27 protein-coding genes are annotated in these 26,915 nt (G+C 35.5%); 18 read left to right on the top strand and 9 right to left on the bottom strand.

What is annotated here, in order from left to right; translation table 11 throughout:
* Window positions 1-92 precede the first annotated feature (92 nt).
* Together treP and QNH20_RS13415 are read right to left on the bottom strand one after the other, a co-directional pair.
* The gene (treP, locus tag QNH20_RS13420) at window positions 93-1,517 is read right to left on the bottom strand and encodes a PTS system trehalose-specific EIIBC component (RefSeq protein ID WP_283918509.1); all 1,425 of its coding nucleotides are present in this window, start codon (window positions 1,515-1,517) and stop codon (window positions 93-95) included.
* A gap of 713 nt (window positions 1,518-2,230) precedes the next feature.
* A complete protein-coding gene (locus QNH20_RS13415) occupies window positions 2,231-2,623 on the bottom strand; it encodes a thiol-disulfide oxidoreductase DCC family protein (protein ID WP_283918508.1) in 393 nt (130 codons plus the stop codon).
* Between the two features lie 284 nt (window positions 2,624-2,907).
* Between QNH20_RS13415 and QNH20_RS13410 the strand changes: the two genes are divergently transcribed.
* From QNH20_RS13410 to QNH20_RS13400, 3 genes are all read left to right on the top strand, one after another.
* Window positions 2,908-3,279 (top strand): DUF2500 domain-containing protein, encoded by a 372-nt coding sequence (locus QNH20_RS13410; protein WP_283918507.1) that lies wholly within the window; start codon window positions 2,908-2,910, stop codon window positions 3,277-3,279.
* A gap of 21 nt (window positions 3,280-3,300) precedes the next feature.
* The gene (locus QNH20_RS13405; RefSeq protein WP_283918506.1) at window positions 3,301-4,374 is read left to right on the top strand and encodes an NAD(P)H-dependent flavin oxidoreductase; all 1,074 of its coding nucleotides are present in this window, start codon (window positions 3,301-3,303) and stop codon (window positions 4,372-4,374) included.
* Window positions 4,375-4,559: 185 nt separating this feature from the next.
* Entirely contained in the window at window positions 4,560-5,207 is a 648-nt protein-coding gene (locus QNH20_RS13400; RefSeq protein ID WP_283918505.1) for a phosphatase PAP2 family protein, read from the top strand.
* Between the two features lie 116 nt (window positions 5,208-5,323).
* Here the strand turns inward: QNH20_RS13400 and QNH20_RS13395 are convergent, their stop codons facing one another.
* The 4 genes from QNH20_RS13395 to QNH20_RS13380 all read right to left on the bottom strand — a co-directional run bounded on the left by QNH20_RS13395 (window position 5,324) and on the right by QNH20_RS13380 (window position 9,118).
* Window positions 5,324-5,992 (bottom strand): DUF2642 domain-containing protein, encoded by a 669-nt coding sequence (locus tag QNH20_RS13395; RefSeq protein WP_283918504.1) that lies wholly within the window; start codon window positions 5,990-5,992, stop codon window positions 5,324-5,326.
* A 196-nt stretch (window positions 5,993-6,188) separates the two neighbouring features.
* Window positions 6,189-7,367 carry a hypothetical protein gene (locus tag QNH20_RS13390; protein ID WP_283918503.1) on the bottom strand — a complete coding sequence of 393 codons (1,179 nt, stop codon included), beginning with the start codon at window positions 7,365-7,367 and terminating at the stop codon, window positions 6,189-6,191.
* Between the two features lie 61 nt (window positions 7,368-7,428).
* Entirely contained in the window at window positions 7,429-7,899 is a 471-nt protein-coding gene (locus QNH20_RS13385) for a hypothetical protein (RefSeq protein ID WP_283918502.1), read from the bottom strand.
* 148 nt (window positions 7,900-8,047) lie between these two features.
* Window positions 8,048-9,118 (bottom strand): CotH kinase family protein, encoded by a 1,071-nt coding sequence (locus QNH20_RS13380; protein WP_283918501.1) that lies wholly within the window; start codon window positions 9,116-9,118, stop codon window positions 8,048-8,050.
* Between the two features lie 366 nt (window positions 9,119-9,484).
* On the opposite strand from QNH20_RS13380, the gene QNH20_RS13375 reads away from it, so the two are divergent.
* The 12 genes from QNH20_RS13375 to QNH20_RS13315 all read left to right on the top strand — a co-directional run bounded on the left by QNH20_RS13375 (window position 9,485) and on the right by QNH20_RS13315 (window position 19,782).
* On the top strand, window positions 9,485-9,979 hold the full coding sequence (locus QNH20_RS13375) for a hypothetical protein (protein ID WP_283918500.1): 495 nt from the start codon (window positions 9,485-9,487) through the stop codon (window positions 9,977-9,979).
* A gap of 309 nt (window positions 9,980-10,288) precedes the next feature.
* Window positions 10,289-11,032, top strand: a complete 744-nt coding sequence (gene map / locus QNH20_RS13370; protein ID WP_283918499.1) for a type I methionyl aminopeptidase — start codon at window positions 10,289-10,291, stop codon at window positions 11,030-11,032.
* Between the two features lie 111 nt (window positions 11,033-11,143).
* Window positions 11,144-11,818: a ribose-5-phosphate isomerase RpiA gene (gene rpiA / locus QNH20_RS13365; protein WP_283918498.1), complete on the top strand. Its 675-nt coding sequence runs from the start codon at window positions 11,144-11,146 to the stop codon at window positions 11,816-11,818.
* 275 nt (window positions 11,819-12,093) lie between these two features.
* Window positions 12,094-14,037 (top strand): CoA-disulfide reductase, encoded by a 1,944-nt coding sequence (locus QNH20_RS13355; protein ID WP_283918497.1) that lies wholly within the window; start codon window positions 12,094-12,096, stop codon window positions 14,035-14,037.
* Window positions 14,038-14,502: 465 nt separating this feature from the next.
* Entirely contained in the window at window positions 14,503-14,982 is a 480-nt protein-coding gene (locus QNH20_RS13350) for a DsrE/DsrF/DrsH-like family protein (RefSeq protein ID WP_283918496.1), read from the top strand.
* Window positions 14,983-15,090: 108 nt separating this feature from the next.
* Entirely contained in the window at window positions 15,091-15,387 is a 297-nt protein-coding gene (locus QNH20_RS13345) for a rhodanese-like domain-containing protein (protein ID WP_283918495.1), read from the top strand.
* A 49-nt stretch (window positions 15,388-15,436) separates the two neighbouring features.
* Window positions 15,437-16,006, top strand: coding sequence for a sulfurtransferase TusA family protein (locus tag QNH20_RS13340; RefSeq protein ID WP_283923410.1), 570 nt, complete (start codon window positions 15,437-15,439; stop codon window positions 16,004-16,006).
* Window positions 16,007-16,079: 73 nt separating this feature from the next.
* Window positions 16,080-17,207, top strand: a complete 1,128-nt coding sequence (locus QNH20_RS13335) for an MBL fold metallo-hydrolase (RefSeq protein WP_283918494.1) — start codon at window positions 16,080-16,082, stop codon at window positions 17,205-17,207.
* A 22-nt stretch (window positions 17,208-17,229) separates the two neighbouring features.
* The gene (locus QNH20_RS13330; RefSeq protein WP_283918493.1) at window positions 17,230-17,457 is read left to right on the top strand and encodes a sulfurtransferase TusA family protein; all 228 of its coding nucleotides are present in this window, start codon (window positions 17,230-17,232) and stop codon (window positions 17,455-17,457) included.
* A 47-nt stretch (window positions 17,458-17,504) separates the two neighbouring features.
* Window positions 17,505-18,281, top strand: coding sequence for a sulfite exporter TauE/SafE family protein (locus tag QNH20_RS13325; protein WP_283918492.1), 777 nt, complete (start codon window positions 17,505-17,507; stop codon window positions 18,279-18,281).
* Between the two features lie 465 nt (window positions 18,282-18,746).
* Window positions 18,747-19,349 (top strand): SAM-dependent methyltransferase, encoded by a 603-nt coding sequence (locus tag QNH20_RS13320; RefSeq protein ID WP_283918491.1) that lies wholly within the window; start codon window positions 18,747-18,749, stop codon window positions 19,347-19,349.
* Window positions 19,350-19,530: 181 nt separating this feature from the next.
* Entirely contained in the window at window positions 19,531-19,782 is a 252-nt protein-coding gene (locus QNH20_RS13315) for a hypothetical protein (RefSeq protein WP_283918490.1), read from the top strand.
* Window positions 19,783-20,624: 842 nt separating this feature from the next.
* Here QNH20_RS13315 and QNH20_RS13310 read toward each other — a convergent pair.
* The gene (locus tag QNH20_RS13310) at window positions 20,625-21,401 is read right to left on the bottom strand and encodes a DUF2268 domain-containing putative Zn-dependent protease (protein ID WP_283918489.1); all 777 of its coding nucleotides are present in this window, start codon (window positions 21,399-21,401) and stop codon (window positions 20,625-20,627) included.
* 231 nt (window positions 21,402-21,632) lie between these two features.
* Between QNH20_RS13310 and QNH20_RS13305 the strand changes: the two genes are divergently transcribed.
* Window positions 21,633-22,346 carry a class I SAM-dependent methyltransferase gene (locus QNH20_RS13305; RefSeq protein WP_283918488.1) on the top strand — a complete coding sequence of 238 codons (714 nt, stop codon included), beginning with the start codon at window positions 21,633-21,635 and terminating at the stop codon, window positions 22,344-22,346.
* A 57-nt stretch (window positions 22,347-22,403) separates the two neighbouring features.
* Here the strand turns inward: QNH20_RS13305 and QNH20_RS13300 are convergent, their stop codons facing one another.
* The gene (locus QNH20_RS13300) at window positions 22,404-22,736 is read right to left on the bottom strand and encodes a hypothetical protein (protein WP_283918487.1); all 333 of its coding nucleotides are present in this window, start codon (window positions 22,734-22,736) and stop codon (window positions 22,404-22,406) included.
* 74 nt (window positions 22,737-22,810) lie between these two features.
* Window positions 22,811-23,977, bottom strand: a complete 1,167-nt coding sequence (locus QNH20_RS13295; protein WP_283918486.1) for an MFS transporter — start codon at window positions 23,975-23,977, stop codon at window positions 22,811-22,813.
* A gap of 254 nt (window positions 23,978-24,231) precedes the next feature.
* On the opposite strand from QNH20_RS13295, the gene QNH20_RS13290 reads away from it, so the two are divergent.
* Together QNH20_RS13290 and QNH20_RS13285 are read left to right on the top strand one after the other, a co-directional pair.
* Window positions 24,232-24,999 carry an ABC transporter ATP-binding protein gene (locus QNH20_RS13290; RefSeq protein WP_283918485.1) on the top strand — a complete coding sequence of 256 codons (768 nt, stop codon included), beginning with the start codon at window positions 24,232-24,234 and terminating at the stop codon, window positions 24,997-24,999.
* On the top strand, window positions 24,986-26,905 hold the full coding sequence (locus QNH20_RS13285) for an ABC transporter permease (RefSeq protein WP_283918484.1): 1,920 nt from the start codon (window positions 24,986-24,988) through the stop codon (window positions 26,903-26,905). Before QNH20_RS13290 ends, QNH20_RS13285 begins: the two co-directional genes overlap by 14 nt.
* Window positions 26,906-26,915: the final 10 nt, after the last annotated feature.

Here is a 26,915-nt window from a genome sequence, read left to right as displayed (position 1 = left end):
GACTTAGATAGATGTCCAGGTTCAGCACCGTAGGCTAGTTATTTGGTCATTTCTAGCTCCTGTCCATATGCGCTACACGGACATTTTCGCTTTTATTTTTTAAAAGAAAATTTATTCATTCCCGTTTTAGCAAATATGATTGTCAGAATGAATGGTACGACAATTGCTACAACCATGGCAATCGCAAACATCATCATATGCTGCGGCTGGATAGAAAGGAATCCTGGAAGACCACCGACACCAATTGAGTTCGCCATGACATCACTACCCACGGAAATAACAGCTGCAATCATAGAACCGATCATCGCAGCAAGGAACGGGAAGCCGTATTTCAAGTTAATCCCGAACATGGCCGGCTCTGTAACCCCTAAGTAACAAGAGATAGCAGCAGGAATGGATACTTGCTTTTCTTCTTGATTTTTACGGTTAATATAAATCATCGCAAGAACTGCTGAACCTTGAGCAATATTGGATAGGGCAATCATTGGCCATAAGTTTGTTCCGCCCATCTCACTCATAAGCTGAAGGTCAATCGCATTAGTCATGTGGTGGAGACCTGTTATAACAAGTGGTGCATAAGCAAATCCAAAGATTGCCGCAAATACCCAGCCAAATGAAGATGTTAAGCTAGAGTAAACTACATGTGAAATCCAAGAACCGATACTCCAGCCGATAGGGCCTAATACTGTATGAGCGATTAATACTGTTGGAATTAAGGCAAAGAACGGTACAACAATCATTGATATTGAATTTGGTACTATTTTCCGAAGTCTAGTTTCTAAGAAAGCTAGTAATAATCCGGCTAAAATCGCTGGGATTACTTGAGCTTGATATCCAATCATCTTAATTTGGGCAAAACCGAAATCCCATACTGGAATATCTTTGGCACCGGCTACTCCATAAGCGTTCATCAATTGTGGTGATACAAGTGTGATACCTAAGACGATACCTAAAATTTGTGAACCACCCATTTTCTTTGTGACCGACCAAGTAATTCCGACAGGAAGGAAGTGGAATACGGCTTCACCAATCAGCCAAAGGAACGAGTGAACACCGGCCCAGAATTGGGATACCTCGACAATGGTTTTTGTTCCGCCATCCAGTAACTTGATGTCACCGATCACATTTCTGAAGCCGAGGATTAAACCCCCTACAACGAGTGCAGGAATTAGTGGTGTAAAAATGTCTGCAAGATGGGCAATCATCCGTTGAAGCCAGTTCATATTCTTTTTTGCTGCCACTTTTGCTTCTTCTTTTGATGTACCATCTACTCCGGCAATTTTGACAAATTCGTTGTAAAAGCTGGAGACTTCATTTCCGATAATGACTTGGAATTGTCCGGATTGGGTAAATGTACCCTTTACAAGTTTAATGGATTCAATTTCTTTTATGTCTGCTTTGCTTGGATCATGTAAAACAAATCTCATTCTTGTAACACAATGGGTAACTGCTGCTATGTTTTCTTTACCCCCAATGTGGTGTAAAAGCTCTTTCGAAGGATCTGTGTATTTGTCCATCTTTCTTTCCCCCTGTAAAATGGGATTACTCCCAGTTTTTAATCTAATTTTTATATACAGGCGATGTGTACGTTTACATTTAATGATACTGCTTGTATATACAAGTTTTGTTTACGGTTTCATTTTAACTTGTATATACATGTATGTCAACAAGGAAATATTTATTTTATTACTCCATGTATAGACTAATTCATAAAAATACATGTATTCATTCGAATTCGCATGTTTGTTGTTTAGGCAGGTAATTTCTCTAGTTTTATATATTACGAGCAATACTTCTCAGGTTTAGGGCATAAGTAAAATACCTATGTCTTTTGGATTACTTTTTCCCTTTACAGCTTTAATCTATTGAATGAATATTATGAAAATGATAAAATATAAATGTTTAAATTCTTCTGAGTTTAGACCTCCTAATGTTGAGAACTTAGCCTTGAACAGGAAGTTCTCGTTTGAACCTTTGAATTTATCTCGAAGGTTCTTTTTTTTTATATTATTTAATGGACTAATTTGGTCTTTATTTAGGGAAGTATTAAAATATCAAGAGGTTATTAAAAATGAAGGAGTGTTTAATATGAAGGGGCAAGCAACACCATATTTAATGTTCAATGGAAGGAAGGGAGGCTGTAATAATTTCGGGCCTCTTTTTAGCTTTTCTACATGTTATAAATTTCGGTAGTAGAAATGGTGTTAATCACCATTATTTTTTCAATTGATTATTCTAGGAATCTGTTTTTCCATTCTGGTGAGGGGAGCATGCAGCTTTCTTTTTTTCCAAACCATTTATATCGATTTTTTGCAATGATATCGTATAGATAGTCGCGAATGGTCCAGGGGATGATGAAAAATACCGAGACCAGTTTCCAAGCTCCGTTTAATTGTTTACCAACGCATAAAGCTGCATTTGATTTAACATATATTTTTTCATTCTCAATCAAAACAAAGCTGTTAATATCAGTTCTTATTCCATGCTTTTTTAATAATTTTTGACCCATTTCACCTTGAAGGGAGGTAAATTTAAACTTTCCAGATGGGTCCCTTTTTATAATAAATTGCACACTGCTGTTGCAAAGATTACAAATACCGTCAAATAAAATGATCCGTTCCACTGTTTCACCATCTTATTAGAAAATATATATATATTTAAGCATAACATATGTTCTTCTTCAGAACCTATCGTAATTTTTAACCAAAAAAAAGAATTTTTGTAATATTCTTTTTTCGGAGAATTCCAGAGTTTATAATAGACGAGTACATTGGAACATTTTCTCTTATCCTTTAGTGGTGGTGAAGTTGTTATATTAATAATAATTTATAAAACTTGAAACGAAATTCTATAATAATACGTATTTATAAACTAAAGAAAAGATCAAGATAAAAGGGGGAAAAAGGGATGGATTTTAATGAGGGGTTCGATATGTTTAATATCATGCAATTCATTTTCCCAATATTTTTTATTTTAATCGCTGGAATTATTTTATTTACCATTATTAAAGGAATTAGCGAGTGGAGTAACAATAATAAGCAGCCACGCTTAAATGTAAATGCTATTGTGGTGTCGAAAAGAACGGAAGTAAGTGGCGGTGGGAATGACCATCATTCAAGTACATGGTATTATGTAACCTTTCAGGTAGAAAGTGGTGACAGAATGGAATTTGGGGTCAATGGAGGTCAATATGGACAGCTGGCAGAAGGCGATGTCGGCGAGCTAACATTCCAAGGAACCAGGTACCACGGCTTTACCAGAAAACAAACAGGGGCATAAAATCTAGAAGGCGGTGGAAGTATGTGGGAAAATGATTTAACAAGGGTATTAAACATTAATTATCCAATCATCCAGGCACCGATGGCGGGAGGGCCTACAACCTCAGAATTAGTGGCAGCCGTTTCAAATGCTGGAGGGCTTGGAATGATCGGTGCAGGATATTTGAGACCTGACCAATTACGTAATCAAATATGTGAAATACGCAGGTTAACCGACAAGCCATTCGGGGTAAATTTATTTGTCCCAAACAGGTATACTGCCGATGAGGGTAAGCTGCAAACAGCTAATACTTTATTACAACCGATTAGGGAAGAGTTACAAGTTGAAGAAGAACCAGTTCATCCTACCTTTGAACAGGACATAAAAACTTTCCAGGACCAATTAAACATAATAATGGAAGAAAAAATTCCAATCTGCTCCTTCACCTTTGGTATTCCTTCACCTCAAATCATAATGAAGCTAAAGGAATTATCAATCGTTTTAATTGGAACCGCTACCACGGTAAAGGAAGCTGTATTGAATGAAAACGCTGGAATGGATGCTGTTGTTGTCCAAGGAGTAGAAGCGGGCGGTCATCGAGGAACATTTTACGGTAAGGATAGTGAAAGCTTAATTGGGTTGATGTCACTCATTCCCCAGGTTGCTGATGTGATTCGCCTTCCACTAATTGCAGCAGGAGGTATTATGGACGGAAGGGGAATAATGGCAGCAAAATTCCTCGGGGCTATTGGAGTACAGATGGGAACTGCCTTCCTCCTTTGTGAAGAAAGTGGGGCAAATAATCTCCACAAAGAGGCGATCATGAAAGCAACGGAGGACCAGGTTGTATTAACAAGGGCTTTTTCAGGAAAAATGGCCCGGGGTTTACATAACAGCTTTATAGAAAAGATGAAAAACTATGAAGAAGTCCTGCCAGATTATCCACTGCAAAACGAACTGACGAAAGCAATTAGAAAGACATCTGCAACAAAGGGAACAACTGGGCATATGTCACTATGGTCAGGCCAGAGCCCAAGATTAGCAAAAAAGTTAACCGTTCGCGACCTAATGAACAAGATAATTTTCGAGACAGAAAGGCTGCATCCAAAACTATAAGCAAAACAAAAAATGATCCCTATTGTCCACCCAGGGTGGACAAATAATGCGAACTGTCCACGAGTGGTGCCTGACACCAAATTATGTATTTTCATTGTAATTATGGTATTATTAAGTAGATTCGACAATTTCTTCTTCGAGTAATCATAGTTTTGTAAATTTATTGTTTAAAAGGGGGGTTATAGATGAACAGAATATTAAAAAAATCTCCCTACTTACTATTTTTGTTGGTAATTCCCCTTTTAGCGGTGATTTATCAATTATTAAATAATCGATCACAAAAAGCTGTGGATATTTCTACTTCTATCGATCAATCTATTCCGTTTTTATCAATTTTTATTATTCCATATATCCTTTGGTATGCTTATATGTTCTGTTATTTAATTTATTTTTGCTTTAAAGATACAAAAGTATATATTAAAACTTTGATGCTGATTGTGATTGCCGAGCTAATATGCTTTGTGATTTACTTCTTCTTCCAAACAACAGTCCCAAGACCAACAATAGTCAGCGACAATTTTTTAAACAATCTTGTTCAGTGGATTTATACAAAGGATCGCCCATATAATTGTTTTCCAAGTATACATGTGCTTACGACCTTTACCGTCATGCTAGCATCTCTGCACATCAAGAATAAACATATACTTAACACTTTATGTATTCATATTTCAGGTTCCTTGATTATTATCTCGACACTTTTTGTCAAGCAGCATGTAATCTTTGATATGATTGGATCCATGTTCCTTGTTACGTTCCTTTATGGAATCTCATTTGAACTATTAACATTCCGTATGAGGGAAAAGTCGGGAACTGTTTATGTGAAAAACAAATAGTAATATAGTTTTCAAGACATCCAATTAATCTACTCAAAAAAGAGTGTCATCACCTGACACTCTTTTTAATATTATTTAAGCTTGTTTCATAATCAGCTATAAAAAATGACCATCACTTAGGTCATATGAACTGTTTTTATATGTTGCATATTAATATAAATTGGTTCTTCATTTGCTCCGATTAATTCAACATAATTATTCTTTAATCCTTGCATTTTGCCGATTAGATTTTCATTTTCCCCGTTATTAAAGACAATCAATTCTCCCTTTAACTTCTGAATTTGTACTTCAAATGATCGAGCAAATGTAATATTACTTTGATTTACTGGAAGACTTGTGTTGCTTAGACCGTAAGGCCGCTGATTATACCTATAAGGGATTAACCACTTTAAGTGGTTAAGGGAGATAAACATTGTTTTGTATATAGGGGAGTAAAAGACAAAGTAGTTATTCATTATGCTAATAATAAATCCGTGCAATGCTTGTTTACTTGTTACATAGATTTCTGTAAAAATACCCTTTGACAAGGTAAGGATTTTTCTTAACGATATTTCTTCATTATGATTATTAATCGGAGTTGGTTCATCATTAATACTAATTTCTGAAATTTTATCCTGTTTTAACAGTATCCAGTTTTGGATGTGAACTATCGGGATGTAAAGATGATCTTTCCCATTAAATACCACCCATGTATCAGTGCCAATATCCACTAACAATCCGCTAATGAACTTCTTTCCAGAGATCTCAAGTTTAATATACTTGCCGATATTTTCTTTTACTTTCATTTAATCCAACCCTTCCTTGTAGTTTCCATTTACAAAAGAGAAGGGCTAAATAAAGGAATTTCAAATAATATTTCAAAATGAAAAGCCTGCCCAGCTCATATTTGTAAGAGGATTTGCGGATGCTGCCAAAAGACTGAGATAAATAGGCACAAAAATGTTTTCTTTATGAAAATAAGGAGATCTGGGGTTATAATTTTTAGTTTTTTTTGTTTCTATTTGGCCATCCGGCAAAAGGAAATGCACGCTCTTTGTTGGGGGTAACCGGTTCACCGGAAAAGCGGGAAGTCCTTTTTTCCTCATCTTTTTGGCCCCATACATTTTTTGTGTCGTTTTCAAACCTATCACTTTTGGTATCTTCAGTTTTTCTATTTGCAGTAGTATGTGATAGAACAGGTATGGTTGTTTCTTGAGATTTTGAAGGTTTTGCTTCCATCTTTATTGATGGCAACTTGTCAGCAGGCTTCGTTTCCACTTTAATTATTGTTTCCTTGACAGGTTTCATTTCCTTTGCTGGTTCAATTGGTTTTGGTTTGCTTATACTTGGCTTATCATTTTTTTTCTCTTTTTTATTTTTTCCATTTTTTTGTTTCTTTCGATCAGTTTTTCCTTTGTGCTCTGTATCAACAGAGGTCTCTCGGTTTCTACTTTTGAAAGTATGATCATCCATCTGTAGTGTTACTTTATTTTTCGAATATGACAAATCAGTGGTAATAAGTGGTTCAATAATTTTCTCTACCGCTGCCACCTTTGATTGCTTTTCAGAGTATTCACTTTGAGCTGTAGTTTTTTCTTTCTTTTCAAAAGAAGTACTTATCTCTTTGGCAGTTTGCTTTGAATTGTTTTCTGTAGTTTGGCAGGTTTGATTTACTTCATCATTTTTTTCATTTTCATTATTCTTAGTCTCATTTTTGTTTTGGTCTTTTTCTTTTGTCTCGTTTTGTGTTCGTTTCTCTTCTTTGATATACCCTTTCAAGATATTGGATACATATGTTAATTTAATATAAATTCTATCTTCACCATTAATTAAAGTAGCGAAATCTGTATCAATTTCACTTAAAACACCGCTAAATCTTTGTTTGTTAGTACATAAGATCGTTATCCAAGAATGTAGGAATGAACGTAAAAGGTCTGTTAATCTTTGAGTTTTTTGAAATTCTGATGTCGTTTTCTCAGGTTGGAACTGCCTGGTGTTTTTTGTGACCGCCTGAATTTTATCAATGTTATAATAAAAAATGTATTTATTTTCAGTTTCTAAGACCACATGATCTGCTTCAACACCAATAAGTGTTCCTTTAAATACTTCTTCATCTACATAGAGATTTACGTTAAATCCTTTTAATAAATCCAATGCAGCTGAAAATTTATCTGACCCCATGTTTCATCCTCCTTCTGTGATAATGGGTCGTTCCTCTGTTTGGAGAAAGTGACGTAGATTGTTAATCGTTATTATTGCAATTCTCAGAGCTATCTATTTTTGTATTTTCAACCTTTAAGCCGTAGCTGATGTTACGAATGTGTTTCATAGAAAAACGTACAACTTCTTCGTTTACGATTAATGAAGCATAGTTTTTATTTGCATCACTGAGTACTCCTTCTAACGACTCTGAACCACCACGATTTATTTTTATCCATTGGAACCTGATGCTCTCTAGGAGCTTATGAAAGTTATCAGCCGTCTTGTAATCTAATTTTTTCGGAACTTTTATTCCAAATTTCATTATATCTTTAGAACTTTCTGTAATACTTTTGATATGGTTTGTCGTATAGTAAACCACTCCGTCACTTTCTGTTAATAAAACAAAATAATCTTCAAATACAGCAAGTAATTTTCCGATTCTGCTTTCAGGGCCTCCACGATCAACCCTGATTGTTTTATCCACAAGTCGACTCATCATTTCTCTATCCATAAATGAATTATCCTCCTCTAAATAAAATAAACATATACTGCATCTATATGTATTACGGAGTAATGTTGTACTTATTAAGTAGCATTTTTTTCAGAGATAGGGTGAAAAGGAGGCAAAAAAGTACATGATATTCAACCATATACTTTTTTCACTGGAGCTTTATCACTTGTTGTTTTAAATATCTTCTTCTATTCTGGATAAAATCGATCATAATTTCTTTTTCGCGATCAAGTGTTTCAGCATTTGCTTTAATAAACGGATCCAGGTGAAGGTGTGGCTTTATTCTTTGAAAAAGCTCGTCAATGATCGCTAATTGTGCTTCAACAGTAAAGTCTTTATCTAAAATAGGCAAAATTATGTCACGATATTTCTTTTTAAAATGAGCAAAATATAGCAATCTTCCAGTTAGGGTATTATAGCCGGATATCGGAATATAGTCATAGCGGAGAGGTTTTCCATGGAGATTTCTACCCCAAGTTCCATCATAATCCCATGGTGTGATTTCGTAAGCTCCAGTATCACAACGTTGGTAAAGTGCGTAATTATGGATAAAACCGTCAAAATTTTGGGTACAAACTACACCTGCCAGCCACTTTAAATACTGATTGACATCGAGTACCTGTGATATTTGTTTTTCAAATTCCTCATTACTTAAAGTATTTATCATGGCAATTAAGTTTTCTAAATTGGAAAGGTCTTTTTTTTCACCATATTTAATCGTGTATCCCTCGTTCAATTTTGACTTTAATTTTTTTTTCGGGTTTAGTAAGGAAAAGTTAGCATGATAATTGGTTGCGTAGATAATTGGGCCCATCGGAAAATTTCTTTTTTGTAAAAGATATTTATCGAATGATTCGAGTTCTAAGTAAATTCCTTTACAAAAGCCATTTATATATAGAAGGATATGTTTTGAATGTGGCGAGATCACGCCGATTCTGTCAAAGAAATCCAGGGAGAGCTTATTCCTGCATAATGATACATCAGTGAATTCGGCATTTAAATGAATTTCATGTGCTCCATTAACGATATAGGGTTTTTGAAAAATGATATTATAGGATTTCTTTTTCTTCTTTCTAATTACATTTCCTCGATAGGCAAGACCAATTGAATATTGGCTGGTTCCTATTTTGAGGACAGCAGGGACATGTTCATTCATCCAAATATCCTTGTCCAGCTGGTTTAACATCTTTGGATTGATAAAAATCTCATATTTTTGCACTGTAAATACCCCTATAAATATATATTTTTTAGAATAATATGCTCTACACATAGTAATGGTGCAGTATATGGGCATTTGGTTAATAATGAAAAAATATATGTTTGTCTATAGCCAATTCCACTTCTTCTCCATAAATTATCAATGAGCATAAAAATTAGGGAAAGTGGTGGAAAAGGAATATGAGTATGTTCATGGAAGAATTGTTATCTCAAGCACAGGAAAACGGGGTAGAAGGATTTTTAGTCAATAATCCCGTTGTATTCAAAAAAGGGAAAAAGGGCAGTTATGGCAGCGAAGGTAGCCAGGGCAGTGAAGGTAGTTATGGCAGCGAGGGAAGCCAGGGCAGTGAAGGTAGTGAAGGTAGTTATGGCAGCGAGGGAAGCCAGGGCAGTGAAGGTAGTTATGGCAGCGAAGGAAGCCAGGGCAGTGAAGGTAGTTACGGCAGCGAAGGAAGCCAGGGCAGTGAAGGTAGTTACGGCAGCGAAGGAAGCCAGGGCAGTGAAGGTAGTTACGGCAGCGAAGGAAGCCAGGGCAGTGAAGGTAGTTACGGCAGCGAGGGAAGCCAGGGCAGTGAAGGTAGTTACGGCAGCGAAGGAAGCCAGGGCAGTGAAGGTAGTTACGGCAGCGAAGGTAGCCAGGGCAGTGAAGGTAGTTACGGCAGCGAAGGTAGCCAGGGCAGTGAAGGGAGCCACGGAAGCGAAGGAAGCCAGGGCAGCGAAGGAAGCCATGGATCAAAAAGATATTACGGTTCAATCGGCAGTAAATAGATCCATGGGTCACATGGATACAAATAGACTAACATTCGACATAGAATTAAGCGATTTCATGGGTTTCGAAAATCGAATTAAAATAATTATATAAACAATATGTATGCCGATACTTAAACAGTATCGGTTTTAATATTTTACGCATGTTAAATAAAGTAATTTACATTATTGAAACCTTAATCATGCTAAAAAATACTAAGAACGAAAGCAATGAATCCTCCCAGATAAGTATCATTTTATGGAAACCTTTCTGCATAATATCGTATTTTTAGCTTCAAATAAGGTTTAGCCACCTATTAAGAACAATATATATATCCACACACTTGGATTTTTGGGTAAGTATATGTACAATCTAATACATGGATGTTTTAACTATGAAATTATTTAGATTGGGGAATGAACAATGATTGCGAAGACAGAAGAGGATTTTAACGGATTAAAGGAAATTGGCAGCATCGTTGCATCGATTCGAGATGAATTGGTACAAAGAACTAAACCTGGTATCACAACTAAAGAACTTGACAATATCGCTGGAGAACTTTTTGAGAAGGCAGGGGCTGTTTCGGCACCAAAAGGGGAATACAATTTTCCAGGCTATTCATGCATTAGTGTAAATGAAGAAGTAGCCCATGGTATTCCTGGTGATCGGGTAATTCAAGAGGGAGATCTCGTTAATATAGATGTATCTGGTTCCAAAAACGGTTATTTCGCTGATACAGGCATTTCCATTGTAGTTGGTAATGGAGAAGAGATTTTAACAAAAATATGTGCAGTAGCTAAAGAAGCATTTGAAGCAGGTCTAAAGAAAGCAAAACCAGGCTCTAAAATCACTGGAATGGGTAAGGTAGTTCACCAAATTGCAAGACAGCATGGATTAACAGTTATTAAAAATTTAACTGGTCATGGGATTGGACGTACGATTCACGAAGAACCTGAGTACATTTATAATTATAATGAAACATCGGACAACGGATTGTTAAAGGAAGGAATGGTTATCGCGTTTGAACCATTTATTTCAACCTTAGAAGAGGAAGTATTTCAACAGGAAAACGACGAATGGACCTTTCTTACAGAAAAAAGCTTTGTTGCACAGTATGAACATACATTAATCATTACTAAAAATGGACCGATCATTTTAACAAAATAACGGAAAATATTTTTTCTTAGAGGTCACACTTCAACTTAAAAAAGGGTATAGATTCTTTTCTTTACAGAAAAAGTCTATATTCTTTTTTATAATATAAGGTGGAATGGATGTATGGATGGAAAAAAACTCGCGGGTGAAAAAGCTGTTCAGTATATTGAAAATGGAATGGCTATTGGGCTTGGAACAGGTTCGACAGTCTTTTGGACGATTAAAAAGCTTGGAGAACTAGTCAAAAATGGATTAGATATACGCTGTGTACCCACTTCTAAAAATACTGAAATACTTGCAAAAAAACTTGAAATCCCATTAATTCCTATACCAGATGTGAACGAATTAGATTTAACCATAGATGGAGCGGATGAAGTTAATCGTAATTTCGACCTAATTAAAGGTGGTGGAGGTGCGTTATTACGAGAAAAAATGATAGCATCAATTTCTCGCCGTTTAATTATCGTTATAGATGAGTCAAAAAGTGTATATAATTTAGGTGGGTTTCCTCTGCCTGTTGAAGTGGTACCATTTGGGTTTGAGATAACAAGCAAACAATTAAGTGGATTAGATTGTATTCCTATATTAAGAACTGAAGGCAACATTCCTTTTATAACGGACAATGGGAACTATATTCTGGACTGCCACTTTTCAACAATTCACGAACCACATGAATTAAATCGAAAACTGAATCTGATACCCGGTGTAGTGGAAAATGGTCTTTTTATTAAAATGGCCGACACAGTTGTTATTGGTCATAAAAATGGGAACGTTAACATTTTAAAAAATATGAAATAGATTTGAATTTAGGTTTATGTTATAAATACAACGGGTTATAAGTATTAGAAAATTGAATGCATAGGTTCTTTCGAAGATTAGCTGAAGGCGTGTTTGATGAAGAAGACCTTATTTATAAATTGTGAGGAAATTGTGAAAGTCACATTAAGAGACTTTCACAATTTTTTCTTGCGGTTTATAATACCTATATGGGTATTAAACCCCGAAGGGTATATTGAAATAATACAATAATTTTAGGATGGTAATTTCGATTAAAAATTTAGGAGGGAATAAATATGACAAAGAAAATAATTATCATAGGTGGAGTTGCAGGTGGAGCAACAGCTGCAGCTAGATTAAGAAGAATTAGTGAAGATGTGGAAATCATTCTCATAGAACGTGGTGAATATATTTCATTTGCAAATTGCGGACTACCATACTATATAGGTGAAACCATCAAAGATAGAAGCAAATTATTAGTGCAGACGGTAAAAGGAATGTCAGAACGTTTCAATCTTGATATTCGTAATTTAAGTGAAGCATTGAGCATCGATGCTAAAAACCAAAAAGTAACCATCAAGAATTTACAAACTGGGGAATTGTACGAAGAATCGTATGACAAGTTATTATTATCACCTGGGGCAAGACCAATTGTACCGCCAATCCCGGGATTAAAAGAAAACCAAACATTATTTACCTTAAGAAATATTCCAGATACGGATTTAATCAAAAACTATATTGATACCAAAAACCCTAAAAATGCTGTAGTTATTGGTGGAGGATTTATTGGTATTGAAATGGCTGAAAACTTAGTGGATAGAGGAATAGAAGTTACCATTATTGAAATGGCAAATCAAATTATGGCTCCAATCGATTTTGAAATGGCCAGTATTTTACACACTCATTTAAAAGAAAAAGGTGTAAAGTTAATATTAGAAAATGGTGTCCAATCATTTGGTGACCAGGGAAGGAAGGTTAAACTTTCTGATGGGACTGTAATCGATACAGATATGACGATTCTCTCAATCGGTGTCAGACCGGAAAATGAATTAGCCAAGTCTATAGGATTGGAATTAGGAGAGCGCGGAGGAATTATTGTTAATGAATTTCTTCAAACCTCAAACAAGGATATATTTGCAATCGGCGATGCCGTAGAGGTTTTTGATTTTATTAACGGAACTAAGGCAATGATTCCCCTCGCTGGACCGGCTAATCGTCAAGGGCGTATTGCTGCAAATAATATGATGGGTAAAAATGAAAAGTATCAAGGGACTTTGGGTACTTCAATTGCAAAAGTATTCGACTTAACTGTTGCTGCTACAGGAAACAATGAAAAAACATTAAAGCGTTTAGGCATGTCCTATGAGGTAGTTCACATTCACCCAAGTTCTCATGCTGGTTACTACCCAGGTGCAGCACCGATTGCTTTAAAATTAATTTTTGATAAACGAACAGGAAAAATCTATGGAGCGCAGGCAGTGGGTGCAGACGGTGTTGATAAGCGCATTGATGTGATTGCAACAGCCATTATTGGTGGATTAACCGTAGAGGATTTAACTAATTTAGAATTGTCCTACGCACCACCATATTCATCAGCAAAGGATCCTGTAAATATGGCTGGTTATGTAGCTTCTAATATCATGGAAAGTGAATTGGAACAAATTCAGTGGCATCAAGTGGATCAGATTGTTGCAGAAGGTGGACTATTAATTGACGTTCGTGAACCAATGGAAAGAGAATTTGGATTTATTGAAGGCTCAATAAATATCCCTTTAAATGACCTAAGGAAGAAATTAGAAGAAATTCCAAACGATCGGACCATTTATGTCAGCTGTCAGGTTGGATTAAGAGGATATTTAGCCAGCCGAATATTAAAAAACAACGGGTATCACGTAAAAAATGTTGATGGTGGTTGGAAGACTTATTCCGCTGTATTTGGAAGTAATATAGAGAATGCTATTGAAACTATGACAAATGACCTCGGGGAAACGATCGTAGAAAATACAAATGAAATAAAAGTCGATTCAGTCGTGGATGTAAGTGGATTAACTTGTCCAATGCCAATTGTTAAACTAAAAAAAGGTATTGAATTATTGGAAAGCGGTCAAGTATTAGAAATTCATGTGACAGAGAAAGGTTCCTTAAATGATCTTCCAGCTTGGGCAAAAAGTGCTGGACATAGAATCTTAAAAACAGAACAAAATGATAAGATCATTAAATTTTGGATTAAAAAGAAATAATAAGAACTTGGAATCCAGTTAGTCAGAAATTAAAAGAAAATATAGATTTACTCCAATCCAAGGTTTTTAATTTAATCAATTAAAGAGTATGACTTGTTTCTCAGGTCATACTTTTTTATAGACATTATTCTAGCGGTGAGTAATAAGAATTTCTTAAGCCCATTCATAGGACGGAAAGATTGGAATTGAGCTATGTCCTATCGGATGTACGTAATAAATATACTAAATTAGTGCATCGCATGGTAAAAAATAAATAAGTATAAGTAATTGACATTATACCCTAGTGGGTATATTATATGAATTGTTAAGCAAAAAAACGATCTGACTGCTTGGGCAAAATCAGGTGGACATAAACTATTAAAATACGAAGAGAAAAATAATATTTTGGATGATAAAAGGATTATTTTTTTATCCAGAAGAATACCCATAATGGTATTCAAATAAACATTTCAGGAGGTAAATTTCATGTCAGAAAAGAAAAAGACAACAATTGTTTTATTTAGTGGAGATTACGATAAAGCAATGGCAGCATATATCATTGCCAATGGTGCTGCTGCCTATGATCATGAAGTAACTATTTTTCACACCTTTTGGGGATTAAATGCACTCCGTAAAGAGGAAAATATTCCGGTGAAAAAAGGATTTATGGAAAAAATGTTTGGAAAAATGATGCCAAGAGGCGCGGATAAAATGGGACTTTCAAAAATGAACTTTGCTGGATTTGGCCCTAAAATGATCAAAGATATTATGAAAAAGCATAATGCACTTCCTTTACCGCAATTAATCGAGATGGCTCAGGAACAGGATGTAAAACTTGTAGCATGCACAATGACGATGGATTTGTTAGGTTTGCAACAAGAAGAACTATTAGATCGTATTGAATATGCAGGAGTTGCAGCATATTTAGCAGATGCACAAGAGGGGAATGTTAATCTATTTATCTAAAGAAGATAGGGGGAAAGTATCCTTTTCATAAAAGGCGGGACCAAATGACAAATGTTTGAGTCAACATGAGCACAAGGTCTTCATTAAACTTTTAAGGAGGTATATACAATGAGGCAAATTACTGCAAAGGACGTTGAAGCATTATTAAATGAAGGCAAAAAATTAAATATTATCGATGTTCGAGAAGTGGATGAAGTAAGGGCTGGAAAAATACCAGGTGCTATAAATATGCCTTTAGGATTAGTTGAGTTTCGCATGCATGAATTAGATAAATCAAAAGAGTATATCATGGTCTGCCGTTCTGGGGCGAGAAGCGGTCGGGCTTCACAATTTCTTGAAAGCTATGGATTTAAAGTGATCAACATGGTGGATGGAATGCTTGCTTGGGAAGGTAAAGTAAAATAATTTTTTCAAAAAATTATACCCATATAGGTATAATGGCAGGAGGTTTATGATGAAAGACATGAAAGCAAACGAAATTTTAGATGCAAAAGGCTTAGCTTGTCCAATGCCAATTGTAAAAACTAAGAAGGCTATGAATAATATTGAGGAAGGGCAAGTATTAGAAGTTCTAGCGACAGATAAAGGGTCAAAAGCAGACATAAAAGCATGGGCTGAAAGTACTGGTCATCATTTTTTAGGGACAGTTGAAGAGGGCGGAGTGCTGAAACATTATCTTCGTAAATCTCTTCATGATGAAATAATAGAAATGAAACACCAAAACATAATCAATAATGAAGAGCTTGAAAAAAGACTTGAATCAAATGAAAACATCATTCTTCTCGATGTTCGAGAAGCAGCAGAATATGCCTTTAACCATATCCCAAATGCCATATCGATCCCTTTAGGTGAATTGGAGGAGCGAATGGACGAATTAAACAAAGAAAATGAAATACTTGTGTTGTGTCGTACAGGTAACCGTAGCGATCTTGCTGCACAGAAATTAGCGAAAAATGGATTTACCAACGTAATCAATGTTGTACCAGGTATGAGTCAATGGACGGGTAAAACAATAGGAATTTAACAATAAGCATTTTTGTATAGTCGGTTTTCTTATTTTTTTAAACAAAATAATACCACAGGGGGTAAGGTTAAGAATGACTGTAAATGAAATGACAGCAAAAGAGGTAACAAAAAAAGTATTTAATAAAGAAGAGCTGTTTATTCTAGATGTTCGAAATGAAAGTGATTTTCAAGATTGGAAAATCGAAGGAGAAAACTTTAACTATTTAAATATTCCATATTTTGAGTTACTTGATGGTGTAGAAGAAATTATCGAAAAAATTCCTACTAATAAAGAGGTATTAGTTGTTTGTGCTAAGGAAGGTTCTTCTATTATGATAGCAGAAATGCTGTCTGATGCTGGAATAACGGTTTCATACCTTCAGGGTGGAATGAAAGCATGGAGTGAACATTTAGAACTGGTTAAAGTTGGTGACTTAAGTGATGGGGGCAAAGTTTATCAGTTTGTCAGAATTGGCAAAGGTTGTTTATCCTACATGGTTGTTTCCAATGGTGAGGCAGCTGTTATTGATGCAACACGTATGACTGATATCTTTCTTGATTTTGCCGCAAATATCGGTGCAAAAATTACCCATGTTTTTGATACACACCTTCATGCGGATCATATTTCAGGAGGGCGAATTATCGCTGAAAAAACTGGTGCAACCTATTGGCTGCCACCAAAGGATGCAACAGAAGTAACATTTGATTACCAGCCATTAGAAGACGGTAGTGATGTTGCAATAGGAAATACTTCTATTAATATACATGCATTACATTCTCCAGGTCATACGATTGGTTCTACTTCTTTTATAATAGATAAAAAATACCTACTTTCAGGTGATATTTTATTTATTGATTCTATTGGAAGACCTGACCTAGCAGGTATGGCAGAAGACTGGGTAGAAGATTTAAGAGAAACTCTTTATAGCCGTTACAAAGAATTATCAGAAGAGTTAATTGTGCTTCCCGCTCATTTTATGATTATTGATGAGTTAAACGATGACGGTAGTGTATCAGAAAAATTAGGTACATTGTTTGCAAATAATCATGGTCTCAAAATTGAAGATGAAACTAAATTCAGAAAAATAGTAACAGAAAACTTACCGCCACAGCCAAATGCATATCAAGAAATTCGTGAAACGAATATGGGAAAAATCAATCCTGATCTAGAAAAACAAAGTGAGATGGAGATCGGACCAAACCGTTGTGCGGTTCGATAATACTTAACAAAGGAGAATAAGAATGGAATCAACAAAACTATTAGATGCAAAAGGATTAGCTTGTCCTATGCCGATTGTTAGAACAAAAAAAGCAATTGGAGAGCTTGAAACAGGTCAAGTATTAGAAGTTCATACAACAGATAAAGGGTCAAAAAATGATTTAACTGCCTGGGCTAATTCAGGTGGACATGAGATTTTAAAAGGTGAGGAAGAAAACGGAGTGTTTAAATTTTGGATTAAAAAAGGGTAAAATATAAAGAGAACCCATTAAGGTTCCCTTTTCTAAAGGAGGACAACATGGATATAAGCTTTTTTATTACCATCTTCCTAATAGGATTTGTAGGCTCATTTATTTCAGGGATGTTAGGCATAGGTGGAGCCATCATCAACTTCCCAATGTTGTTATATATTCCAGTTGTCCTTGGAGTAGGTCATTTTACAGCACATGAAGTTTCGGGAATTACCGCAATACAAGTTTTCTTTGCGACAATTGGTGGTGTTTGGGCTTACCGCAAAGGCGGTTTTTTAAATAAAACTCTCATTGCCTATATGGGAATAAGTATTTTAATCGGAAGTTTTATTGGAGGATTCAGCTCAACACATATGCCGGAAAGCGGTATAAACATCGTTTATGGGATTTTAGCATTAATTGCCGTAATTATGATGTTTATTCCTAAAAAAGGAATTGATGATATTCCTTTAGAACAAGTGACATTTAATAAGTGGCTAGCAGCACTATTTGCATTCATCGTTGGGATTGGGGCTGGAATTGTAGGTGCGGGAGGCGCATTTCTCTTAGTGCCTATCATGCTTACAGTATTAAAAATCCCTACAAGAATGACAATTGCCTCTTCCTTAGCCATTACATTTATTTCATCGATTGGATCTGTATCTGGAAAAATCTCAACGGGACAAGTGGAATTCCTACCGTCGCTTATAATAGTTGTTGCTAGTTTAATAGCTTCACCTATGGGAGCTAATGCAGGGAAAAGGGTTAATACGAAGGTTTTGCAAGTCATTATGGGAATATTAATCTTAGCTACTGCAGCTAAGACATGGATGGAAATTTTATAAACTTTTATGATCTAATAAATGTATGGAGAAAATGGCTAGCAAAATTTGGAGGCCGAGTAATTAAAGTGCTCCAAATTTATAAAAATAATTATTAAACCAAAAGGGGATATAAATGAAAAACAAAAATCAGAAAAATTGTGGAAACGGTGCTTGAGGAATAAATAAGAAAAAACCCCGGATGAAATTTTCACCTCCAATATGACCTGGGGTTATTATCGGGCTCCTGGTAGGAGTCATCGTTATTTTTTATAAACTTATTAAATAGGGCTGGGTAAGTCCTATTTTTTATACCTTTTTCTTTTAACCGAATCATATTAATTAAGTCGCAATATGAGATTATATATTTAGGAATAAAATATTTGAATGTTTGTTAAAGTGTTAGTAAGAAATAGAATTTTAATTTTAAATTAATTTTCGATGAAAAATGTTGCATTTAAAAATTTTTATAAAAAGGGGATTTGGATAATGAATCAGTGGAATAACCGATTTCAAGATGATAACTATGTTTATGGTAAAGAACCGAATGTGTTTTTATCTGAAATACAAGAAAAGCTACAATTATCCGGTGATGTATTAGCAATTGCAGAAGGTGAAGGCCGGAATGCCGTTTTTTTAGCTGAACAAGGAATGAACGTTACTAGTTGGGACTATGCGGAATCAGGACTTCGGAAAACGAGAAGGCTTGCAGATGAAAGGGGTGTAACTGTTAAAACAGAACTTGTTGATTTAAATGACGCTCAATGGGAAGTTAATCAGTGGGATGAAATTGTATGTATTTTTGGACATTTCCCAACAGAATTACGCAAAAAAACACTTCATGGCGTGAAAGATGCAGTAAAGCCTGGTGGCTATTTTGTTACAGAGCTATATTCTCACTATCAAATTCCTTATAAAAGTGGGGGACCAAAAGAATTAGATTTTTTATATACTCCTGAAGAGTTTTTACAAACTTTCTCAGATTGGCGTATTGCTCACTTTTTTATGGGTGAGGTTATTCGTAATGAAGGTGAATTACATAATGGATTAGCGCATGTCATCCAATTTGTTGGACAAAAACCTGTGATATAAAACGTTTTTTCTTCAAACTGATTAGTGCTTCTATGAAATCTAATTGTTTTTATATGCCCATCCAAGCTCGATTTCAGAGATGTTAAATTTCCACTCATACCCTATTACACTTGTCCATTTCGATAATGATTTCAATACGTATAATGTCGTATGGTTTATAAGTAATTGGAGGTGAGAGAAAATGTCGGCCCATTATTATGGATTGTGCCAAAGACACATGGGTAGAGCAGTTGAAATCAGAACACTTGACGGAAGAATTCATAGGGGAATCATTAACCGTGTTACCAACAACAGAGTTTTTCTTCAACCACTGGGACGTCGCAGAGGTCTAGGCGGTTTCGGTTATGGAGGCTGGGGCTGGGGAGGCTTTGGCGCTGGAATTGCGTTTGGTGCTATTGCTTCATTAGCTGTACTTTCTCTATTTTTTTGGTAGTTATTTAAATAATTTTGTTAGATTAAAAGAGTTAAAAGCATAAAAGCATTAGACTGGTTCGGCTCTCAAAAGTATAGGATATACTGTACGGAGGGTGGCTCCGAAGTATTATTGGTAAGATTCAGCATTACTATGATGAGACCGCTAAATCAAAAAAATAAGTCAATAAAAACGCAATATGATACACAAAAAGAATGGCTCGAAGTTTTCTTAAAGCTATTCTTTTTTGCAGTTTAAAAACCATTATGTGACTAGGACCATGAGCCTTGCATTCGGACAAGACGAGGCAATTTCCTGCTTATCCTGTCCGAATGAGCCCTGCATTCGGACAAGACAAGGCAATTTCCTGTTTATCCTGTCCGAATAAGCCTCGTATTCGGACAAGACAAGGCAATTTCCTGCTTATCCTGTCCGAATGAGCCTCGCATTCAGACTACCAAAGGCAATTTCCTGCTTAACCTGTCCGAATAAGCCTCGCATTCAGACAAGACAAGGCGATTTCTTGTTTATCCTGTCCGAATAAGCCTCGCATTCGGACAAGACAAGGCAATTTCCTGCTTATCCTGTCCGAATGAGCCTCGCTTTGGAACTATCAACAAGGCCAATCCATATAATAATCAACTTCCATTATCTGTTTTTTTTATTGCAAGAAAGGGTACTTTAGTTGAAATAATGAGAAACCTTAATTTGATTGTCATTTAGTCCAAATGAATATTAAAAATGGTGTATTAAACTGAAAGTAGTTTTATACACCATTTTCTATGTCATTTAACTGTTTTGCACCTAAAAACGGAACCCTTCAGAATTTTTTTCGTCTGTTTTTTATCCTTTTTATAGTACTTTCACATTATTTGAGCAATATTATCAGTTTTAATATTTAGTAGATCCTTACTTGTTTTGTTAGTTGCTTCAATATAATTTTTAACCAAGTAATACCCAACACAGTACCCTAACATTTTCGGATAGAACCTTAATCCATACAATAGGCTTTGATGTTTACGTTCATTTTTTAGAATATTTCTATTTGGGAACACTAAGTTATTCCACATTTCCTTAAGCTCTTCGTCGGAATAATTCGATGTCCAAGCAGCTAAAAATTCTTCACCCAATCGTTCACGTACTGCATTTTCCGCTAATCCTTCTAAAATGATTGTATCCAGCAATACGTAATCCTCTTCGTTTTTTGGATACATAGTTAATCGACAAACATGGTTATACTCATGTGTAAACAATGCCCGTATTTCCATTTCCATGTTTTCCTCTGAAATAAATAAAAACAGTTTATCTTTGAAGGCCAAACCTGATTTTCCGTTAAAGTCTTGTTGTAATTTTCGGTTGTTCTTATCTGATGGAAAAATAAATATAGGGATATTTGGTCCTTCCCACACTTTTTGAAGACGTAGGTTTTCCTCTTCTACAATTTCCCATACATTATTTTTTTGTAATTTTTTCACTGCCTCGAATCCGTTCCTGAAAGGCTGATACATCCCATGTTGAATTAAATAATCGTAGATTTCTGGAGCTAGGGCATCTTCAAAGTGTCCAATTAACTTTTCACATATTTCAATTGGTTGATGATATGAATCGTGTAACCATTTTTCAGTTCTAATCACTCCCATATCAGCACCCCTATCTACACACTTTTAATTTTAAATACATTATGCACTAAGAATATAAACGTTCCGTCACCTTTTTCATAGCTTCTTACATCCTAAGTAATAACTTTTTAGATTTTTTCTTTTCGCTAATAGGGCTATAAAACCTCATTTGTGTTAACAAAAGGATCATGAACAAATTAATTCCAAAATCATAAAATAAGATACAATTTTCTAAAAAGGTTGGGACTGAAAATGAATTATTCCTATACTGATTGTTTAGCGATATTTGGAGTTGGCGGTGCCCATCCTGGGGGTCTTCAACTAACAAAAGAGCTCTTATCAAGGGAAAAAATAAATGAAACAACATCGATTCTTGATGCAGGGTGTGGAACAGGGCAAACCTCTGCATATATTGCAGAACAGTATCGTTGTAAGGTTACTTCCTTAGATAGTAATAAAATCATGTTGGATAAGGCTAGAAAAAGATTTTTGCCCTTACGTTTGCCTATTGAAGTTAAGCAGGGGAGCACTGAAAATCTTCCTTTCAGTGAGGGAATATTTGATCTGATTCTTTCAGAATCAGTTATTTCCTTTACAGATGTCTCTTTAACAATTCCTGAATTTAGAAGAGTGTTAAAGCCAAATGGTGTATTGCTTGCAATTGAAATGGTACTTGAAAAATCACTTTCTGAAGAAGAGTTGAAAACACTCGTTAATTTTTACGGTGTCTCACAAATACTGACTGAAAAGGAATGGTCTAACTTTTTCCAAAGATCCAAATTTAAACACGTTAATATAGAGAAATATAATCTCCAAATTGATGAAAATAATGTCCAAAATGCGACTGATTTTTCACTTTCGGAAAATATAGATGATGAATTCTTTGAAATTCTTGAAAAGCACATGCATTTTACAAAAGTTTATAAGGATGTACTTGGTTTTCGACTATTCAGATGTTATAAATGAATGGTCTAAGTTATACCTTTCCTGCTCTTTCAATCAAATAAGGAAGACCGCTAAATGTTAGCGGTCTTTTTTGCTATAATCCCAATATCTTATGCTATCTGTTTTTCCTGTCGGTTCACTTTTAATAACATTCCCATCCTTGTCCTTATAAACCTCATACTCCTCGTACGTTTCTACGATATGGCCCTTCACTTTTTCAGTTTTCACTAGTTTTTCTTCCAATTCAGGAACATCACTTGATGGTTCAACCTCAACGGGTTTGGCCATTACAGGCTGGTCCGCAGTGTAGGTATATTTGTTATTCAAAAATGAGTAAGGTGAATCAAGATAGGCTGCAAAACCTAAGGTTACCAAAAGAAAAGCAACACTTGTGACGGTTTTAATGTTCATATTCATGAGCTCCTTTAATAATTCAATCCTGTACCCATTTTATGCATGTCCTACCTAGCAATATGCCTTAAAGTTTAACTATTACGAGCTCTTGCAGTATTAAGTTTTGGGCTAAATACCATAAATAGAAGAAAAGAAGCGATTGAGATAATGGCTCCTGAAATATAAGGGAGACCAGCCGAGATCGAAAACAGCCAACCTCCAAGTGGCGGACCGATAATACGACCTAAAGAATCAAAGGATGATAAAAGTCCGGTTGAACTTCCATGCCCAGCGGTAGACGTCTTTGTAATTAATGATGACACGCTTGGACGAATGACTCCGTTGCCGAGTCCGAAAATAGTTAAATAAATGGCTGCCGTAGTAAAATTATGGACAAGAAGGATTAACACGAATCCAATGGCAGATACAATAATCCCTCCATTAATAACCACACTTTCCCCGTATTTTTGGGTTAATTTCCCGACCAAACCACCTTGTACCATCGCACTCCCAAAGCCCATAATCATGAAAATGTAACCAAGCTGGATCGAGTCCAAACCCGCTTTTTTAGCACCAAAATAAGCAAACGTTGCTTCTAAACCGGAGAGAGATAACGAAATTAATAATTGGACGAAAAACAGAACTGACACTGCACCGTTAAACGCTTTCCAGATGGGTGTTTTTTCTTTTGAAGTAAGACTTTTTTTCTGTTTGGACTCCTTTAATAGAATAAATACGAGGATCAAAGTGATAAAGGATGAGCCACTAGCAAGATAAAACGGCGTATTTAAGCTTACTTTTGAAAAAATACCGCCAATAGCAGGACCGAAAACAAAGCCTAAGCCTGAGGCAGCCCCAATAATCCCCATTCCTTTACCGCGGTTTTCATCTGTTGTAATATCCGCGACATAGGCCATGGCTGTTGGCATATTTGCAGACGATAAAATACCGCCCAGAATTCTTGCTGCAAAAAGCATCCAAAGCTCTGTAGAAATAGCTTGCATATAGAAGGAGATAGCAAGTCCAGCAATACCAATCATCATTACCGGCTTACGCCCGATGCGATCGGATACCTGGCCCCACAATGGTGCAAAAATAAGCTGCATAAGCGAATAAACTGCCATTAAAAGTCCAAGTTCAGTGGGATTTGCCCCAATTTTCTCAGCGTAAAAAGGTAAAACCGGAATTATTATTCCAAAACCTACCATAACCAAAAACATGACAACAAATAAAATTGGTAGTGTCGTCTTTTTTTGCACTGGATTCTCACTCCCTTTGATATAACAAATAAAAACAATTTCTTTCCTATTATACGATAATGGAAATGAACGTTCTAGAACAAAGCTTTTCATTAATTATTTCCTACCATTACCTATTGTATGTAACCAATCCATTTGCGTAACCTTACGAAAATGTAAGGATGGAAGCCTAAAGCGTAAGGATTGATTATGGAAAAACAGATGTTATTTCCTTATAGTTTAATTATAGAATTAAGCAATGGAGGTTAAGTATTATGGAATCAATACTAGAAGCAAAGGGAGTAAACAAGGTATTTGGCAGTAAAAAGAATTCATTCACAGCATTAAATGATCTTGATATCAATATAGAAAAAGGGGAATTTGTCGGTGTAATGGGGCCATCAGGTGCCGGGAAATCCTCTTTACTTAATGTATTATCATCGATTGAACCGGCAACATCCGGAACAATTCGGATTGAAGGAACTGAACTAACGAGAATGAAAGAAAATCAATTAAGGGAATTTAGAAGAGATAAAATGGGGTTTATTTTCCAAGACTATAACTTGCTCGATACATTAACAGTTGCGGAAAATATCATACTTCCGCTGACATTTACCAAAACACCAAAGAATGAAATACAAAAGAAAGTGAACGAACTGGCTGAAATGTTTGGAATTCAAGGCATATTAGAAAAATATCCATATGAAATTTCAGGTGGTCAACAGCAGAGGACAGCTGTCTGCCGCGCAATTATCGGCAAGCCAAGCATTTTATTTGCCGATGAACCGACCGGTGCACTGGATTCAAAGTCAGCCCATTATTTGCTGCAAACTCTTAGCAAGCTGAATGATGAGATGCAGGCTACCATATTAATGGTGACCCACGACCCGTATGCAGCAAGTTTTTGCTCACGAGTGTTGTTCATTAAGGACGGTTCTCTGTACACAGAAATTCGCAAAGGGGATCAATCAAGAAAACAGCTTTTCCAGCAAATATTAAATATCCTTTCGACAATTGGGGGAGGCCAATATGACATTATCTAGCATTGCCAGAAAAAACATCCGGAAAAACCTCCGTCAATACATGATATATTTGAATTCGATGATCTTCAGCATTACTATCTATTTTACGTTCGTTTCATTACAATATAACGAACAATTACTTTCCTCCACTATAACACTAGGAAAGTTAGGGCCTGCATTTCAAGCAGCTTCGATCATTCTAATGATCTTTGCAGCAATTTTCATTTGGTATTCTAATTCATTTTTTACGAGAAAGCGGAAAAAGGAAGTGGGCCTGTATGCACTTTTCGGCATGAGCAGAAAAAAAATAGGCCAACTACTTTTTTATGAAAATATTATTATCGGTATTTTAGCCCTGATCATCGGAATAGTAGTTGGCTTATTATTTTCAAAGTTGTTTATGATGATTATCTTTAAAATCATGGGATTCTCAATTGAAGTGTCATTTACTATTTCGAATAAAGCGATACTCCAGACAGCAGCTGTTTTTCTTTTCATCATTTTTGTCGCTTCTATTCATAGTTATCGATTAATTTATCGCTTTTCCTTATCAGAGCTTTTTAAAGCGGAGAGAAAAGGAGAGAAGTTACCCAAGAGTTCAGCAATCATAGGTATACTCGCGATCGCTCTAATTGGTGCTACCTATTTATTATTGTTAAATCCAGACGACTTTTTTAAAAACAGTGGTGTACGACTTTTAATGGCGACTTTGTTGCTCGTTATTGGTTCCTATTTATTTATGAATTCCTTTATTACATATTTACTAAAATTTTCTCAGAGATTTACATCGATATATTTTAAAGGGAAAAATCTACTCACCGTTACAAATCTATTATACCGAATAAAAGGTAATGTACTCATTTTAACCGTTATATCACTATTAAGCAGTGTCACGTTAATTGCTTGTATTACCACCTATAGTTTTTACTATCATATTGACAATTTTTCAAATCGGGTGACCCCATATAGCTTTATGTTCAATATGAAGGATGAAATGGTTAATAATAAAATTCAGAGTTTAATTGAAGAAAAGTACTCTGAAGAACTTGTCTATCACAATACGATCGAATATCTCTCAGTAAAGCCAGACGTTTCAGAGGTTCCTAGAATTCCAGATGATGTCCAGACTATGCTTATCTCAGATAAAACCTATAAAGAATTAATGAAACTACGAGGGGTAAACGACTCTGTCCACTTAAAGAAATATGAAGCAGCGGCCTTTTATGATGGAAACCTTGATGGAAAATCGGATCCATTTACGGGGAAAAAGGTGGGACTTTCTGCTAATGAACAAATTACGATTACAGACTATAAAGATTTTTCTTTGGTAAATCAAGGAGAATTTTTATTTCCTCTGGTCATTAGTGATGTACTATATAAAGAGTTAAAAAAGAATATGACACCCGAAGAAACCCTATATGTATATAAAACCTCGAATGAAAAAACAGCGAAGGGGTTAAATAATGAGGTTAAGAAGGTTATAAAACCACTAAGATATCAAATGAATATGCCGATTTATTCCAGTTTCTATGAAAACTATCATTATGGATTGGAAACCTATGGGCTGCTTATCTTTATTGGAGGCTTTCTCGGTCTTGTATTCCTGTTAGCAACAGGGAGCATGATTTATTTTAAACAACTGATTGAAGCAACGACTGATAAGGATCGCTATAAGATTCTGAAGAAGATTGGAATCCCTGACAAGGAGATTACTAAATCGGTAGCGAGACAAGTAGGTTTTGTCTTTATTCTTCCATTAGTTCTTGCAACGTGCAACACAGGGGTGATTTTGTATGTCCTCGCTGATTTCTTAAACATCCAAATGCAAGTCCCTTTTGCCACCTGCTTAGGAATCTATTTGCTTATTTACCTGGTTTATTACTGGTTAACCACTGCCAGCTATATAAAAATTATCAAGGAAACGTAAAAACAAGCCC

Origin of the sequence: Neobacillus sp. WH10, from assembly GCF_030123405.1 — a bacterium.
In the GTDB taxonomy this organism is placed as follows: domain Bacteria; phylum Bacillota; class Bacilli; order Bacillales; family Cytobacillaceae; genus Neobacillus.
The sequence above is the reverse complement of the archived record's forward strand: the minus strand, read 5'-3'. Positions and strand labels throughout refer to the sequence as shown.

Excerpts from the sequence above, each read along its gene's own strand:
- QNH20_RS13325 (WP_283918492.1), top strand. The coding sequence starts at position 17,505 with ATGGATATAAGCTTTTTTATTACCATCTTCCTAATAGGATTTGTAGGC.
- QNH20_RS13300 (WP_283918487.1), bottom strand. The coding sequence starts at position 22,736 with ATGAACATTAAAACCGTCACAAGTGTTGCTTTTCTTTTGGTAACCTTA.
- QNH20_RS13375 (WP_283918500.1), top strand. The coding sequence starts at position 9,485 with ATGGCAGCGAGGGAAGCCAGGGCAGTGAAGGTAGTTATGGCAGCGAAG.
- QNH20_RS13395 (WP_283918504.1), bottom strand. The coding sequence starts at position 5,992 with ATGAAAGTAAAAGAAAATATCGGCAAGTATATTAAACTTGAGATCTCT.
- QNH20_RS13390 (WP_283918503.1), bottom strand. The coding sequence starts at position 7,367 with ATGGGGTCAGATAAATTTTCAGCTGCATTGGATTTATTAAAAGGATTT.
- QNH20_RS13290 (WP_283918485.1), top strand. The coding sequence starts at position 24,232 with ATGGAATCAATACTAGAAGCAAAGGGAGTAAACAAGGTATTTGGCAGT.
- treP (WP_283918509.1), bottom strand. The coding sequence starts at position 1,517 with ATGGACAAATACACAGATCCTTCGAAAGAGCTTTTACACCACATTGGG.
- QNH20_RS13410 (WP_283918507.1), top strand. The coding sequence starts at position 2,908 with ATGGATTTTAATGAGGGGTTCGATATGTTTAATATCATGCAATTCATT.
- QNH20_RS13355 (WP_283918497.1), top strand. The coding sequence starts at position 12,094 with ATGACAAAGAAAATAATTATCATAGGTGGAGTTGCAGGTGGAGCAACA.
- QNH20_RS13320 (WP_283918491.1), top strand. The coding sequence starts at position 18,747 with ATGAATCAGTGGAATAACCGATTTCAAGATGATAACTATGTTTATGGT.
- QNH20_RS13310 (WP_283918489.1), bottom strand. The coding sequence starts at position 21,401 with ATGGGAGTGATTAGAACTGAAAAATGGTTACACGATTCATATCATCAA.
- QNH20_RS13315 (WP_283918490.1), top strand. The coding sequence starts at position 19,531 with ATGTCGGCCCATTATTATGGATTGTGCCAAAGACACATGGGTAGAGCA.
- map (WP_283918499.1), top strand. The coding sequence starts at position 10,289 with ATGATTGCGAAGACAGAAGAGGATTTTAACGGATTAAAGGAAATTGGC.
- QNH20_RS13405 (WP_283918506.1), top strand. The coding sequence starts at position 3,301 with ATGTGGGAAAATGATTTAACAAGGGTATTAAACATTAATTATCCAATC.
- QNH20_RS13385 (WP_283918502.1), bottom strand. The coding sequence starts at position 7,899 with ATGGATAGAGAAATGATGAGTCGACTTGTGGATAAAACAATCAGGGTT.
- QNH20_RS13330 (WP_283918493.1), top strand. The coding sequence starts at position 17,230 with ATGGAATCAACAAAACTATTAGATGCAAAAGGATTAGCTTGTCCTATG.
- QNH20_RS13305 (WP_283918488.1), top strand. The coding sequence starts at position 21,633 with ATGAATTATTCCTATACTGATTGTTTAGCGATATTTGGAGTTGGCGGT.
- rpiA (WP_283918498.1), top strand. The coding sequence starts at position 11,144 with ATGGATGGAAAAAAACTCGCGGGTGAAAAAGCTGTTCAGTATATTGAA.
- QNH20_RS13340 (WP_283923410.1), top strand. The coding sequence starts at position 15,437 with ATGAAAGACATGAAAGCAAACGAAATTTTAGATGCAAAAGGCTTAGCT.
- QNH20_RS13335 (WP_283918494.1), top strand. The coding sequence starts at position 16,080 with ATGACTGTAAATGAAATGACAGCAAAAGAGGTAACAAAAAAAGTATTT.
- QNH20_RS13285 (WP_283918484.1), top strand. The coding sequence starts at position 24,986 with ATGACATTATCTAGCATTGCCAGAAAAAACATCCGGAAAAACCTCCGT.
- QNH20_RS13345 (WP_283918495.1), top strand. The coding sequence starts at position 15,091 with ATGAGGCAAATTACTGCAAAGGACGTTGAAGCATTATTAAATGAAGGC.
- QNH20_RS13400 (WP_283918505.1), top strand. The coding sequence starts at position 4,560 with ATGAACAGAATATTAAAAAAATCTCCCTACTTACTATTTTTGTTGGTA.
- QNH20_RS13350 (WP_283918496.1), top strand. The coding sequence starts at position 14,503 with ATGTCAGAAAAGAAAAAGACAACAATTGTTTTATTTAGTGGAGATTAC.